The sequence below is a fragment of the Burkholderia sp. Bp9099 genome (assembly GCF_003857805.1).
Classification (GTDB): Bacteria; Pseudomonadota; Gammaproteobacteria; order Burkholderiales; family Burkholderiaceae; genus Burkholderia.
Genome location: NZ_QTPU01000001.1, coordinates 214,720 through 227,623, shown reverse-complemented (window position 1 = coordinate 227,623; position 12,904 = coordinate 214,720). Strand labels below are relative to the sequence as shown.

General features: G+C 67.9%; 11 protein-coding genes. 7 read left to right on the top strand and 4 right to left on the bottom strand.

The features are described 5' to 3' along the window. Nucleotides 1-13: 13 nt before the first annotated feature. From DIE17_RS00985 to DIE17_RS00970, 4 genes are read left to right on the top strand one after another with little or no spacing between them, the layout of a single operon-like run. The gene (locus DIE17_RS00985; RefSeq protein ID WP_124519522.1) at nucleotides 14-1,246 is read left to right on the top strand and encodes an efflux RND transporter periplasmic adaptor subunit; all 1,233 of its coding nucleotides are present in this window, start codon (nucleotides 14-16) and stop codon (nucleotides 1,244-1,246) included. Between the two features lie 5 nt (nucleotides 1,247-1,251). After that, complete coding sequence (locus tag DIE17_RS00980; protein WP_124920627.1) at nucleotides 1,252-2,742, top strand: efflux transporter outer membrane subunit; 1,491 nt, start codon at nucleotides 1,252-1,254, stop codon at nucleotides 2,740-2,742. Between the two features lie 21 nt (nucleotides 2,743-2,763). Beyond that, nucleotides 2,764-3,459 carry a heavy metal response regulator transcription factor gene (locus DIE17_RS00975; RefSeq protein WP_044843022.1) on the top strand — a complete coding sequence of 232 codons (696 nt, stop codon included), beginning with the start codon at nucleotides 2,764-2,766 and terminating at the stop codon, nucleotides 3,457-3,459. After that, the gene (locus tag DIE17_RS00970) at nucleotides 3,456-4,904 is read left to right on the top strand and encodes a heavy metal sensor histidine kinase (RefSeq protein ID WP_124920546.1); all 1,449 of its coding nucleotides are present in this window, start codon (nucleotides 3,456-3,458) and stop codon (nucleotides 4,902-4,904) included. The genes DIE17_RS00975 and DIE17_RS00970 overlap by 4 nt, the downstream gene beginning before the upstream one ends. 73 nt (nucleotides 4,905-4,977) lie before the next feature. On the opposite strand, the gene DIE17_RS00965 is transcribed toward DIE17_RS00970, so the two are convergent. The 4 genes from DIE17_RS00965 to DIE17_RS00950 form a co-directional block, all read right to left on the bottom strand. Next, on the bottom strand, nucleotides 4,978-6,018 hold the full coding sequence (locus DIE17_RS00965; protein WP_044843148.1) for a helix-turn-helix domain-containing protein: 1,041 nt from the start codon (nucleotides 6,016-6,018) through the stop codon (nucleotides 4,978-4,980). Between the two features lie 144 nt (nucleotides 6,019-6,162). Further along, on the bottom strand, nucleotides 6,163-7,689 hold the full coding sequence (locus DIE17_RS00960; protein WP_124920545.1) for an amidase: 1,527 nt from the start codon (nucleotides 7,687-7,689) through the stop codon (nucleotides 6,163-6,165). A gap of 56 nt (nucleotides 7,690-7,745) precedes the next feature. Continuing rightward, entirely contained in the window at nucleotides 7,746-8,804 is a 1,059-nt protein-coding gene (locus DIE17_RS00955) for a phenylacetaldoxime dehydratase family protein (protein ID WP_124665855.1), read from the bottom strand. 95 nt (nucleotides 8,805-8,899) lie between these two features. Beyond that, a complete protein-coding gene (locus DIE17_RS00950) occupies nucleotides 8,900-9,796 on the bottom strand; it encodes a transporter (protein ID WP_124920544.1) in 897 nt (298 codons plus the stop codon). 513 nt (nucleotides 9,797-10,309) lie between these two features. On the opposite strand from DIE17_RS00950, the gene nthA reads away from it, so the two are divergent. The 3 genes from nthA to DIE17_RS00935 are packed head-to-tail and all read left to right on the top strand — an operon-like array spanning nucleotide 10,310 to nucleotide 12,869. After that, complete coding sequence (gene nthA / locus DIE17_RS00945) at nucleotides 10,310-10,909, top strand: nitrile hydratase subunit alpha (protein WP_124891633.1); 600 nt, start codon at nucleotides 10,310-10,312, stop codon at nucleotides 10,907-10,909. Nucleotides 10,910-10,956: 47 nt separating this feature from the next. Then, a complete protein-coding gene (gene nthB / locus DIE17_RS00940) occupies nucleotides 10,957-11,610 on the top strand; it encodes a nitrile hydratase subunit beta (protein ID WP_044843016.1) in 654 nt (217 codons plus the stop codon). Next, nucleotides 11,607-12,869, top strand: a complete 1,263-nt coding sequence (locus tag DIE17_RS00935) for a GTP-binding protein (RefSeq protein ID WP_124920543.1) — start codon at nucleotides 11,607-11,609, stop codon at nucleotides 12,867-12,869. Before nthB ends, DIE17_RS00935 begins: the two co-directional genes overlap by 4 nt. Nucleotides 12,870-12,904 lie beyond the last annotated feature (35 nt).

The window sequence follows — 12,904 nt, the reverse complement described above, 5'->3', positions numbered from 1 at the left end:
ACCCGGTCAATTCATGGAAGAGAAACATCACAGCTCCGTCGGCATCCAGGTGGACGAACACGGCATGCACCTGCCGACGCGCACGTCGGTGTCGCGGCGCGGGCGGGTCGTCCTGATCGTGATCGGCGTGCTGCTGGCCGCGGGCGCCGCGCGCACGATCGTCGTCAACGTGCTGAACCGGAATCACCTCGACGCGGTGGCCGAGCAGAACACGCGCCAGTACGTGAGCGTCGTGCATCCGGTCGACGCGGCCACCGGCGGCAAGCTGGCGCTGCCCGGCACCCTGCGCGGCTTCGTCGAAGCGCCGATCTACGCGCGTGCGAGCGGCTACGTGCTGCGCTGGCAGGCCGACATCGGCGCGCACGTGAAGCAGGGGCAGCTGCTCGCCGAACTCGACACGCCCGAGCTGAACCAGGAACTCGCGCAGGCCACCGCGCAGCGCCAGCAGGCGCAGGCCGCGCTCGCGCTCGCGAAGACGTCGTTCGACCGCGCGCAGCAGCTGCGCCAGCGCGATGCGGTGTCGCAGCAGGAACTCGACGACCGGCAAGGCGCGTTCAACCAGGGCACCGCGAACCTCGCGGCGGCCGATGCGAACATGCGCCGGCTCACCGAGCTGAAAGGCTTCCAGCGCATCGTCGCGCCGATCGACGGGATCGTCACGCAGCGCAACGTCGACGTCGGCGACCTCGTCAATTCCGGCAACGCGGGCCGCGCACTGTTCACGGTCGTGCAGGCCGACCGGCTGCGCCTGTACGTGCAGGTGCCGCAGGCTTATGCGCAGCAGGTGAAGGTCGGCCAGCGCGTGAGCGTCGCGCAGGCAGAACTGCCCGGCCAGACCTTCGACGGCACCATCACGCGCACGTCCCAGGCGATCGACGTCGCGACGCGCTCGCTGCAGATCGAGATCACGCTGCCGAACCCGGACGGGCGGCTGCTGCCCGGCGCATACGTGCAGGCGACCCTGCCGATGACGCCGGTCGGCCGCCTGCAGATTCCGGCCAACACGCTGCTGTTCCGCGCCGAAGGGCCGACGGTCGCGACCGTCGACGCGAACGGCCAGGTGCGCCTGAAGGCGGTGACGGTCGCGCGCACGATCGGGCAGACGCTCGAAGTCGACGGCCCGCTGACGCCGCACGACCGCCTCGTCGCGAACCCGAGCGATGCGCTCGCGAACGGCGACACCGTGATCGTGCAGGCGCCGCCGGTCGTGAAGCCGGCCTCCGCGGCCGCGGGAGCGCAGTCGTGAGCGCGCTGCGCGCCTGCCTGCCCCCCGCAGCGGTCGTGGCCGTCGTCGCGGCCGCGACGCTCGCCGGCTGTACGGTCGGCCCCGACTACCGGCGCCCCGCCGTCGAGACGCCCGCCGCGTGGCGGCTCGACCCGGCCGATGCTTACTGGCACCCGGCCGCGCCGGCCCGTGCGCCGCTCGACCCGGCGTGGTGGACCGCGTTCGGCGACGCGCAGCTCGACGCGCTCGAAACCGACGCGCTGCGCAACAACCAGAACCTGAAGGCCGTCGCCGCGCGCTACGACCAGGCGAAGGCGACGCTCGCATCGGTCGCGTCCGCGCAGTATCCGGCCGTCGGCCTGAACGCGAGCGGCCAGCGCTTCAAGATCTCCGCCGACCGGCCGCAGACCAACTACGCGACGAAGAGCATGTCGACCGTGCAGAACGACATCCAGGTCGCCGCGAGCGTCAGCTACGAACTCGACCTGTTCGGCCGCGTGCGGCGCAGCGTCGAATCCGCGCAGGCCAGCTCCGAGCAGGCGCGCGACGATTTCGCGAACGCGCGCCTGGTGCTGAGCGCCGATCTCGCATCGAGCTACTTCGCGCTGCGCGAGCTCGACACCGAGATCGACGTCGTCAGGCGTTCGATCGACCTGCAGCAAAAGGCGCTCGACTACGTGAGCGCGCGCCACGACCTCGGCGCGGTGTCCGGCCTCGACCTGCTGCAGCAGCGCGCGCAACTCGACGCGACGCGCACGCAGGCGCAGTTGCTGATCCAGCAGCGCGCTCAGGTCGAGACGGCGATCGCGACGCTGGTCGGCACGCCGGCCCCCGCGTTCTCGCTGCCGCCGCGCGTGGCGCCGATCAACGCGCCCGCGCTGCCGACCGGGATGCCGAGCGACCTGCTGCAGCGCCGGCCCGACGTCGCATCGGCCGAGCGCGCGATGGCCGCGGCGAACGCGCAGATCGGCGTCGCGCGCGCCGCGTATTTCCCGCGCATCGCGCTGTCACCGGACCTCGGCTGGGACGCGACGCGCTTCTCCGGCCTGTTCACCGTGCCGGCGCTGCTGTGGTCGATCGGCGCGTCGGTCAGCCAGCCGCTGTTCGAAGGCGGCAAGCTGAAGGCCGGCGTCGATTTCGCGCAGGCGGGCTACGTCGCCGCGCAGGCCAATTACCGGCAGACCGTGCTCACCGCGTTCCAGGAGGTGCAGAATGCGGTGACGGGCCTGTCGGTGCTGGCCGAGGCCGCGCAGCAGGCGTCGGCGGCCGTCGACGACGCGCGCAAGCTCGTGTCGCTCGCGCAGGACCGCTATGCGGGCGGCCTGACGCCGTTCATCGACGTGCTGACGGCCCAGCAGCAGTTGCTGACGAGCGAGCGCCAGGCCGTGCAGATCCAGGGCCAGCGCGCGGCGCTCGTGGTGTTTCTTGCGAAGGCGCTCGGCGGCGGCTGGGACGGCGCCACGCCGACCGACGTCGCGGCGGCCGGCCCGCGCCCCGCCACGAGCGTCACTCCCTAACCCGGTTACGCGGACCCACCCATGAAAGTCCTGATCGTCGAAGACGAACCGAAAGTCGTCGAATACCTGAAGAGCGGCCTGAGCGAGGAAGGCTGGGTCGTCGACACCGCGCTCGACGGCGAAGACGGCGCGTGGAAGGCCGTCGAATTCGACTACGACGTGGTCGTGCTCGACGTGATGCTGCCGAAGCTCGACGGCTTCGGCGTGCTGCGCGCGTTGCGCGCGCAAAAGCAGACGCCCGTGATCATGCTGACCGCGCGCGACCGCGTCGACGATCGCGTGCGGGGCTTGCGCGGCGGCGCCGACGACTACCTGACCAAGCCCTTCTCGTTCCTCGAGCTGATCGAGCGGCTGCGCGCGCTGACGCGCCGCGCGCGCGTGCAGGAATCGACGCTGATCTCGATCGGCGACCTGCGCGTCGACCTGATCGGCCGGCGCGCGACCCGCGACGGCACACGCCTCGACCTGACCGCGCAGGAATTCCAGCTGCTCGGCGTGCTTGCGCGGCGCAGCGGCGAGGTGCTGTCGAAAACGACGATTGCCGAACTCGTGTGGGACGTGAACTTCGACAGCAACGCGAACGTCGTCGAGACGGCGATCAAGCGCCTGCGCGCGAAACTCGACGGCCCGTTCGCGGAGAAGCTGCTGCATACGATCCGCGGCATGGGCTACGTGCTCGAGGCGCGCGAGGACGGCGACGCGGAGCGGCACGCATGAAACGCTCGATCACCCTGCGCCTGTCGGCAATGTTCGGCATCGTGTCGCTGCTCGTGTTCACGCTGGTCGGCTGCGGGCTGTTCGTGATGATGGAGCGCCAGCTGCTCGCCGAACTGCGTGCGACGATCGACACGCGCGCGAAGGTCGCGCAGATGATCGTGTCGCACGCGACCACGGCCGCGCGCGGCCGCCTGATGCAGGAAAAGCTCGCCGACCTCGAACCGCCCGACGGGTCGACGCGCTACCAGGTCGACAGCCCCGACGCCGACTTCCGCTTCGGCCGTCCGGTCGACGGCGTGCCCGTCGGCGAACCGTTCGGCGCGTTCCAGCAGTACGCGCTGAACCACAGCAGCTACGACGTGATGACGAAGACCGTCCCGATCGCAGGCAGCGGCGAGCGCCCCGACCTGAAGCTGATCGTCGCGTCGTCGTGCGAGCGCACGCAGCGCATGCTGCGTCGTTTCGCGTGGACACTCGCTGCGCTGATCGCGATCGCCACCGTCATCACGCTGCTGCTGAGCCGCGCGGTCGCACGCTTCGGGCTCGCGCCGCTCGAACGGATGTCGCAGGACGCCGCGGCCATCGGCGCCACCGACCGCCGCCAGCGGCTGCACACCGACGCGCTGCCGACCGAGCTGCGCGATCTCGCCGCGTCGTTCAACGGCGCGCTCGAACGCATCCAGCAGACCTACGCGCGGCTCGAGGCGTTCAATGCGGACGTCGCGCACGAGCTGCGCACGCCGATCAGCATCCTGATCGGACAGACCCAGGTCGCGCTGACGAGCCGCGACCGCTCGGTCGACCGGATGCGCCAGACGCTGCAGTCGAACCTCGAGGAATTCGAACGGTTGCGCGTGATCATCAACGACATGCTGTTCCTGTCGCGCAGCGATCGCGGCGAACGCGCGACCGACCTGAAGCACGTGTCGCTCGCCGACGAAGTGCGCCGCATGCTCGACTTCCTCGAGATTCCGCTCGACGAAGCGCAGTTGCGCGCCGAACTGCACGGCGATGCGCGCGCGGCCGTCGACCCGTCGCTGTTCCGCCGCGCGATGACCAACCTGCTGATCAACGCGATCCAGCATTCGGCGCCTGGCGCAACGCTGAACGTGACGATCACGCCGCGCGATACGCTCGTCGACGTGTCGGTCGCCAACCCCGGCGAGCCGATCGACCCGGTGCAGCGCGCGCACGTGTTCGAGCGCTTCTACCGGCTCGAGGAAGCGCGCGCGAACAGCAAGGAGAATCACGGGCTCGGGCTGTCGATCGTCAAGGCCGTCGCGGAGATGCACGGCGGCAGCGTGTTCGTCGCATGCGCGGGCGGCGTCAATACGTTCGGCTTCTCGGTGTCGACGCAACCGGGAGGCAGCGGCCCGCTGCGCGCGGCCGACGCCGGCGACCCGCACGCGCTGCGGCCGGTCCACGCGCCGCGCGCGATGCATTGACGGCAGCCGCGCCTGTCGATATCCCGCCGCTACCGATCGGCGCGTGCCCGCCACGGACGCGGCCCGGGACGCGTCACGCGCGTGGCTTGCTGCCCTGCTCGCGCCACGCCCGCGGCGACATCGCGAACCGCTCGCGAAACACGCGACTGAAATGCGACATGTCGTTGAATCCCCAGCGCAACGCGATGTCGGACACGCGCAGCACCGCGCATTGCGGATTCACGAGATCCTGCGCGCACCGTTCGAGCCGCAGGTTCCATACGTAACGCATCAGCGACGTGTTCTCGGCCTCGAACAGCTTGTTGATGTACCGCGACGAAATCCCGATCGACCGCTCGATCATCAGCGGGTTCAGCTCCGGGTCGTGCAGGTGCTCGAGCAGATGCCGCTTCACACGCGTCAGCGTCAACGCCTTCATCCTCGACTGCGCGAGGTCGTTGCGCTGCATGCCCCCGAGCGTCATCGCGATCAGCGAGATCGCGGTATCCGACAACTGCCGCATCTCGTCCTCGGTCACGCTACCGATCTGCGACGACATCTGCTCGAGAAACGCGCGCATGACGCTGCCGACGCCCTCGCCGGTTTGCGTCGGGCTGGCCGTGCGGTGTTCCATCCCGACGACGAGCTGGTTCAGCGTCGTGCGGGGAATGCTGACGACGATCTCGCGCCACGACTGGCCGAACTGCAGGTGGTGCGGCCGTGTCGCGTCGTAGATCGCGAAATCCCCGGGGTGCAGCGTGACGATCTTGCCGTCCTGCTCGACCGATTGGCTGCCCTCGAGCATCAACACGCCGAAATACTTGTCCTCATACTCGCTGCGCGCCTGCCGATACCGCCGGATCACGGCCTGCTCGCTCGCGTGGATTTCCGAGATTCGCATCTTTTCGCATTTGCGCTGTCGCACCTGGCCGAAGAAATCGTCTTTCTGCACGGCCGCGATCTGCACGTCCGCGAACAGGCGCAGAATCGTCTCGCGCCAGAATTCGATACGCTGGCTGAGCGAGCCTTCGGTCGCCACCTCGATGGCCGAATTCGTCCGCTCATCCGGCGGGCTGTCGGACGCCGGGCCGGGCGCGTCGCCGCTTGCGGCGCGCGCGATAGGACGCATCGTCATGGTCGTGCCCCACATGGGTTAGCAAACACGCAGCCGGTAGCGTGCCCGTTCAAAAGCGCATTGTCCAATCGATCGCCGTGTACGCCGCGTTGCCGGTCGGACCGGCACGCGGCGCGGCGGCGATGCGCTACCGCTCCGGACATGTCATGCGAATGTCGTCTGCCGCCAGTCGGAAGACTGTTCGTACGCGTATGCGCAGCGGTAGAGCGTCGCCTCGTCGAAGCGGCGCCCGACCAGTTGCAGCCCGATCGGCAGTTCGTCGGCCACCCCGCACGGCAGCGACATGGCCGGATGCCCGGACACGTCGAACGGCGCGGTATTCGCGAGCATCTCGAACGCCCGCGTCAGCGACTCGGACATCGCGCAACCGGGCTCCGGCAGTTTCGACGCGCGCATCGGAACGGTCGGCATCACCAATACGTCGTACGACTGCAGCGCCGCGTCGTAAGCCGATCGCAAGCGCCGCGCGAGGTTCTGGCACTTCGCGTAGTAGCGCCCGCGATACCGGCTCGTGAAATATTCGCCGAGCAGCATCGTCACCTTCACGGTATCCGGCAATTCGTCGGCGCGCTCGCGCCAGCCCGCGTGATGATCGATCATGCCGGTCACGTACAGGCCGCCCCAGTTGAAACCGTGGCTGTTGCCCTTCATCATCTGCTGCGTCGCCCCCTCGGCCGCGATCGGCAGCCAGATCGCGGTGCCGGCCGCATGCAGCGGCACCGACACCTCTTCGACGCTCGCGCCCAGCTTGCGCAACCGGTGCGCGGCGACCAGCACGGCCTCGTCGACCACTTTCTCCGAATTCGCGAGCCCGAACGCCTCGCGCAGAATGCCGATCCGCAGGCCTGCGATGCCGTCGCGGATCCCTCCGAGATAGTCGGTGCGCGGCGGCAACGCCCGCTGGCGCGGATCGAGCCCGTCGTCGCCCGCGATGACAGCGAGCAGCAGCGCGTTGTCGAGCACGGTGCTCGTCATCGGCCCCAGATGATCGACGGTCGCCTCGATCGGCATCGCGCCGGTGTAGGGCACGAGCCCGTGCGTCGGCTTCATCCCGTAGACGCCGCAATAGGCGGACGGGATCCTGACCGAACCGCCCTGGTCGCCGCCGAGCGCCATGTCGACCTCGCCGCTCGCGACCAGCGCGCCGCTGCCGGACGACGAGCCGCCGGACGAGTGCCCGGCCTTGCGCGGATTGTGCACGGGCCCCGACGCGCTCGTGTGCGAGCCGCCGGAAAAACAGTAGTACTCGCAGGTCGCCTTGCCGGCGATCGTGCCGCCGGCGTCGAGCACGCGCGTGACGACGGTCGCATCGATATCGGGCACGTAGCCCTCGAACGTGCTCGCGCCATTGCGCATCGGCACGCCGGCGACGCAGATGTTGTCTTTCACGGCCACCGTCTTGCCGCGCAGCTTGCCGTCGGCGGCGCCGTGGATCGTGCTCTTGCGCGCCCACGCGCCGTACCGGTTCTCGTCGCCTTCCGGGCGGTAGCCGGGCGTGCGAGGATACGCGACGACGGGCAGATAGTCGGGCAGCGCGTCGATCGCGTCGTACGCGTCGAAGTTCGCCTGCAGCGCCTCGTCGTATTCGGCGAGTTGGCGGGAATCGACATGAAAGCCGAAACCGGCTGCAATGTCGGACAGTTGTTCGCGGGTCGGGCGTTTGATGGCCATCGACGTTCTCCAGTTCGGTAAGCGGCACCGCCGGCCCCCGGCGGTGCCGGCGGGATTCAGCGGGCGATGGCGACGGCGTCGCGCATCAGCCCCGTGCGCGGTTGGCAGTTCACGTATTCGTAGACCTGATGCCTGGCGTCGAAGACGGAAACCTCGTGATACAGCCGCAGTTTCGACAGCCCGGTGACGACGCGGAAGAACGTGACGAAGATCCGCAGGTGCGTCGGATGGGATTCGGCCCAGCGCTCGAGGCGGTCGAGCGAGCGCCAGTGGCCGATGTTGTAGCTCTCGTCGAGCACGTTGCCGTCGAGATCGATCGAGCGCACGTAGCGATTGCTGTAGCAGCCGACGTCCGTGCCGTTGTCGCGCAGGAATTCCATTCCGCTGCGCAGCGTCGGCTCGATCTCCTCGAGATACAGTCGGCGCTCGTCGTGCTCGGCCGCACGCCAGTCCTGACCGGATCGAATCAGCGCGATGTTGTCGTGGGCCAGTACGACCACGCGGCCACCTCGGGCCGGATCGCCCTCGACGATGCGCAGCTCGCCGTCCGCGCGCATCCAGTCCGTCTGCGAGATCGGGAACCGGTCGCGCATCGATCCCCAGTAGCCGTGCTCCTCGATCTCGCCGCTGACGCCGTCCATGATCGCGCCGACGCCCGGGAAATCGCTCGTGAATGCGTAAAGCGTCTCGAACTGCTCGGCGCGCGGCGCGACGATTTCCCGGAAGTAGCCGATCCCGTCCGCGAGGCGCGCGTCGGAGGCCCACCATTCGACGAGTGCCGGCGACGCGATCCAGCGCGCATACGCGGCCGGATCGCGCCAGTAGCCGACGGCAATCAGGTTCTCGTAGCCCTGGTCGTCGGTGTGTTGCGTCAGATCGAAGTTGTTCGGCCCGTCCTGCGCACCGAAATCGGCGACGATCCGGCGCAACGCGGCCAGTGCCGTGGCGCGCTTGTCGGCGCCGCGATATTGCACGCCGAAATAGCCCATCACGACCTGGCTCAGGTCTTCGGCGGCCCGGGCGACGTACATCGGGAACGGCGGCTGGTAATCGTCGGCGACGCGGCGCGACAGCGTCCGCGGGCAGATCAGGTGTTTGTCGATGGCGGATTCCATGCGTGACCTCTCTGGAAAGGGAATCGGATGTCGAGGTTTCGACGTGGGGGACAAGGAGCGGCCTGCGCCGGGCGTATCCCGGCGCAGGCGGGTCGTCAGAAGATGTGCGCGTAACGCAGGCCGGCGAGCAGGCTGTTCTTCGGGCCGTTGCGCACGCTCAGGTCGGTGCCGAGCTGGATTTGCACCTGATCGGCCTTCGTCACGAATTTCGCCGCGGTGATCCGCATGCGCGTCGTGCGAAGCGCGTCGTTGTTGTCCGCGCCGCCGACGCTCGTTTCACCGCCCCAGAGCTGGGTGACGCCGATCCCGAGCGACGTGCCCGGATCGGGCATGTAACGCACCATCGCCTGTGCGCTGTAGCTCATCCGCTGATGCAGCGTCGTGCCGCTCGCGCCGTATGACGTGTTGTTGCCGTACCAGATCGCGTCGCCGACGAGATCGAGCGACCAGTGCGGCGAAAAGTGCTTGATGTAGGCCGCCTGGAAATCGAGCGACCAGCGGTTGGCGCCGAGATTGAGACCGCGGTTCTGGTCGTAACTCCCCGTGGGCGCGTAAACGTAGACCGTCGCGGCGACGACGTCCTTCGCGTCGTTCAGGCGGAATTTCAACGGCGCGGTCAGGATCACGTCGCCGACACCGTTCGTACTACCAAGCGTTCCGGCGTTGCCGAAGCTGCTGACGTGACCGAACGGCAGCAACACCTGCGGATCGATCGTGAGCCTGTCGGTGAGCTGGAACACATGCAGCAGACGGGCGATGCCGACATTGGACTGCAGGTCGAAATCCGACGTCCGGTGGCCGTTCGCATAGTACGCGTTCGTCGCCGAATAGTTGTAGTACAGCACGCCGATCGTCGCGCCGACCGGATACTGCTCGTAGTCGCCGGGATCGACCTCGACCGCGCCCGCGTAATGCGATGCGACGACCATCAGCGACAAGCCGATCCAGCGCGCGATTCGCTTCAGTTTCATTCTGTTGCCGTTGTCCATCATGCTCCTCACCTGGATGCGCAGACACCGCCACGCTCGACGTACGACGAACGGGAACCGTTTCCGGACGATCAAATCGCGGGGTGCTGGCTGACTGTTGTTCCGCCGGTACTCGCGGGAGTGCCGGCGATTCGCGACATCGAACGGCCGTCGCTTGAGGGTGAGAATAGAAAGGCAAAATCCGCATTTCTGTTTTCCGGCGGAACAAGAAATTGGCTGTGGCGGACCTGTGCTGCCAGTGCCATACGGCGGTCGCAAAACGTGCGCGGGCGACCGCCGTCGCGAGCCGGGCGCCCCGTCGATGCCGCGAATCGCCGTGCATCCGATGCGCGCCGGCCCCTGCCGCGCGCGCGGGGCCGTCTCAGCATAGTTTCCGATCCGTGCCGGCAAAGAACCGCGCTTTTTCTCTTCTTACCCTGCTCGTCGAGCGTGGCCGACACCACGCCTTTGCACCCCGCCACGGCAGCCGCAACGCCACGGCGGCGGTCAACCCGAACCACCATAAGGAGCCCCACGATGAGCGCGACCCCTTCCGCGGAAACAGCCTCGACGCCCGGCGAACGTGCCTGGGCGCTGTTTCGCGTGATGAAAGAAAAGAACCTGATCCCCGACGGCTATATCGAAGGCCTGACCGAGCTGATGTCCACGACGTGGGATCCGGCCAACGGCGCGCGCATCGTCGCGCGTGCGTGGGTCGACCCGGCATTTCGCGAACTGCTGCTGAAGGACGGCACGGCCGCGTGTGCGCAGTTCGGCTACACCGGCCCGCAGGGCGAATACATCGTCGCGCTCGAGGACACGCCGACGCTGAAGAACGTGATCGTCTGCAGCCTGTGCTCATGCACGAACTGGCCGGTGCTCGGGTTGCCGCCCGAGTGGTACAAGGGCTTCGAATATCGTGCGCGGCTCGTCCGCGAAGGGCGCACGGTGCTGCGGGAACTCGGCACCGACCTGCCCGACGACGTCGTCGTGAAGGTCTGGGATACGACCGCCGAAAGCCGCTATCTCGTGCTGCCCGTGCGGCCGGCAGGCAGCGAGCACATGACCGAGGAACAACTGCGCACGCTCGTCACGAAGGACGTGCTGATCGGCGTTGCGCTGCCGCGCGCGCACTGACGCGCCCCCCGTTTCGCTCTCGACCTTCATCTCGGAGATCACCTCATATGGACGGCTTTCACGACCTCGGCGGATTCCAGGGTTTCGGCCCGGTGCCGCACACGATCAACAGTCTCGGCTACAAGCCGGTCTTCAAGGAAGACTGGGAGCATCTCGCGTACAGCCTGATGTTCGTCGGCGTGGACCAACTGAAAAAATTCAGCGTCGACGAGGTACGTCACGCAGTCGAACGCATCGACGTGCGCCAGCACGTCGGCACGCGCTACTACGAGCGCTACGTGATCGCGACCGCAACCTTGCTCGTCGAAACCGGCGTGCTCACGCAGGACGAACTCGACCGCGCGCTCGGTTCGCATTTCCGGCTCGCGAACCCGCCGCGATCCGGCGGCCGGGCGGCGCCGCCCGACTCGACGCGGTTCGAGGTCGGCGATCGCGTCGTCGTGCGCGACGAATACGTCAGCGGCCACATCCGCGCGCCGGGCTACGTTCGCGGCAAGGAAGGCATCGTGCTGCACCGGACGACCGAATCGTGGCCATTCCCGGACGCGATCGGGCACGGCGACACCGGCGCCGCGCATCAGCCGACCTATCATGTCGAGTTCCGCGTGAAGGATCTGTGGGGCGACGCCGCCGACGACGGCTACGTCGTGGTCGACCTGTTCGAAGGCTACCTGGATCGCGCGTCCGGGCAGAACGCATGACGACGCCGGAACACCGGCGAGCGCCGGCCGCCGCGCCGCCGAGGATTCCGGTCACCGTGCTGTCCGGCTTCCTCGGCGCCGGGAAAACGACGTTGCTGAACCACATCCTGCGCAACCGCGCCGGCCTGAAGGTCGCCGTGATCGTCAACGACATGAGCGAAGTAAACGTCGACGCCGACGATGTGCGGCGCAACGTCGAGCTGCATCGCGGCGAGGACGAACTGGTCGAAATGAGCAACGGCTGCATCTGCTGCACGCTGCGCGCCGATCTGCTCGAGCAGATCAGCACGCTGGCGCGGCAGCGTCGTTTCGATTATCTGCTGATCGAGTCGACCGGCATCTCGGAGCCGATGCCGGTTGCGGAGACGTTCGCGTTTCTCGACCGGGACGGTTTCAGCCTCAGCGAGCTCGCGCGGCTGGACACGCTCGTCACGGTGGTCAACGGCGAGACGTTCGAGGACATGATCGCGTCGGCCGAACCGGTCACGCGCGACGCCACGCTCGCGAACGGCAGCGATTCCGGTCCGCCGCGCAAGCTGTCGGACCTGCTGATCGAACAAGTCGAATACGCGAACGTGATTCTCGTGAGCCGACTCGACCGGATCGGCCATGCGGGTTTCGACCGGCTGCGCGCCATTCTGGCGTCGCTGAATCCCTCTGCGCGAATCCTGCCGATGCAGCACGGCAAGGTCGATCCGTCAGACGTCCTGGATACGCGGCGCTTCGATCTCCCGGCGCTCGTCGAATCGCCGGGATGGATGCAACGCATGCAGGTCGACGAGCGCCCCTCGGAATCGGATGCGTACGGGATCGCATCGTGGACCTATCGCGAACGTGCGCCGTTTCATCCGGCGCGCCTGCTCGCGTTGCTGCGTCGCCCCTGGACCAACGGCCGACTGCTTCGCTGCAAGGGATATGTCTGGGCTGCGCACCGATATGCGGACATCGCCATGCTCGTGCAGACGGGCGGAGCGTTCCAGTGGGGTTACGTGGGGCGATGGTGGCGATTCGTTTCTCGGTCGGACTGGCCGCACGACGACTATCGGCGCGATGGCGTGCTGCAAAAATGGCAAGAGCCGACCGGTGATTGCCGGCAGGAAATCGTGTTCATCGGGCAGTCGATCGATCACGTCCGGTTGCGTCGCGAACTCGATGCCTGTCTGCTGACGGTCGAAGAAATCGACGCAGGCCCGGAGTCGTGGCTCCAGCTTCCGGAAGCCGACGCGTTCGACGCGCTCGCGACCACCGCCCGTCCGTGACGCGAGACTCGATGACTTCGGCCGCAACGCCAGCG

Bases quoted from the DNA above. Each gene is read 5' to 3' on its own strand.
- DIE17_RS00985 (WP_124519522.1), top strand. From the start codon at position 14: ATGGAAGAGAAACATCACAGCTCCGTCGGCATCCAGGTGGACGAACAC.
- DIE17_RS00975 (WP_044843022.1), top strand. From the start codon at position 2,764: ATGAAAGTCCTGATCGTCGAAGACGAACCGAAAGTCGTCGAATACCTG.
- DIE17_RS00970 (WP_124920546.1), top strand. From the start codon at position 3,456: ATGAAACGCTCGATCACCCTGCGCCTGTCGGCAATGTTCGGCATCGTG.
- DIE17_RS00965 (WP_044843148.1), bottom strand. From the start codon at position 6,018: ATGACGATGCGTCCTATCGCGCGCGCCGCAAGCGGCGACGCGCCCGGC.
- DIE17_RS00960 (WP_124920545.1), bottom strand. From the start codon at position 7,689: ATGGCCATCAAACGCCCGACCCGCGAACAACTGTCCGACATTGCAGCC.
- DIE17_RS00955 (WP_124665855.1), bottom strand. From the start codon at position 8,804: ATGGAATCCGCCATCGACAAACACCTGATCTGCCCGCGGACGCTGTCG.
- DIE17_RS00950 (WP_124920544.1), bottom strand. From the start codon at position 9,796: ATGATGGACAACGGCAACAGAATGAAACTGAAGCGAATCGCGCGCTGG.
- nthA (WP_124891633.1), top strand. From the start codon at position 10,310: ATGAGCGCGACCCCTTCCGCGGAAACAGCCTCGACGCCCGGCGAACGT.
- nthB (WP_044843016.1), top strand. From the start codon at position 10,957: ATGGACGGCTTTCACGACCTCGGCGGATTCCAGGGTTTCGGCCCGGTG.
- DIE17_RS00935 (WP_124920543.1), top strand. From the start codon at position 11,607: ATGACGACGCCGGAACACCGGCGAGCGCCGGCCGCCGCGCCGCCGAGG.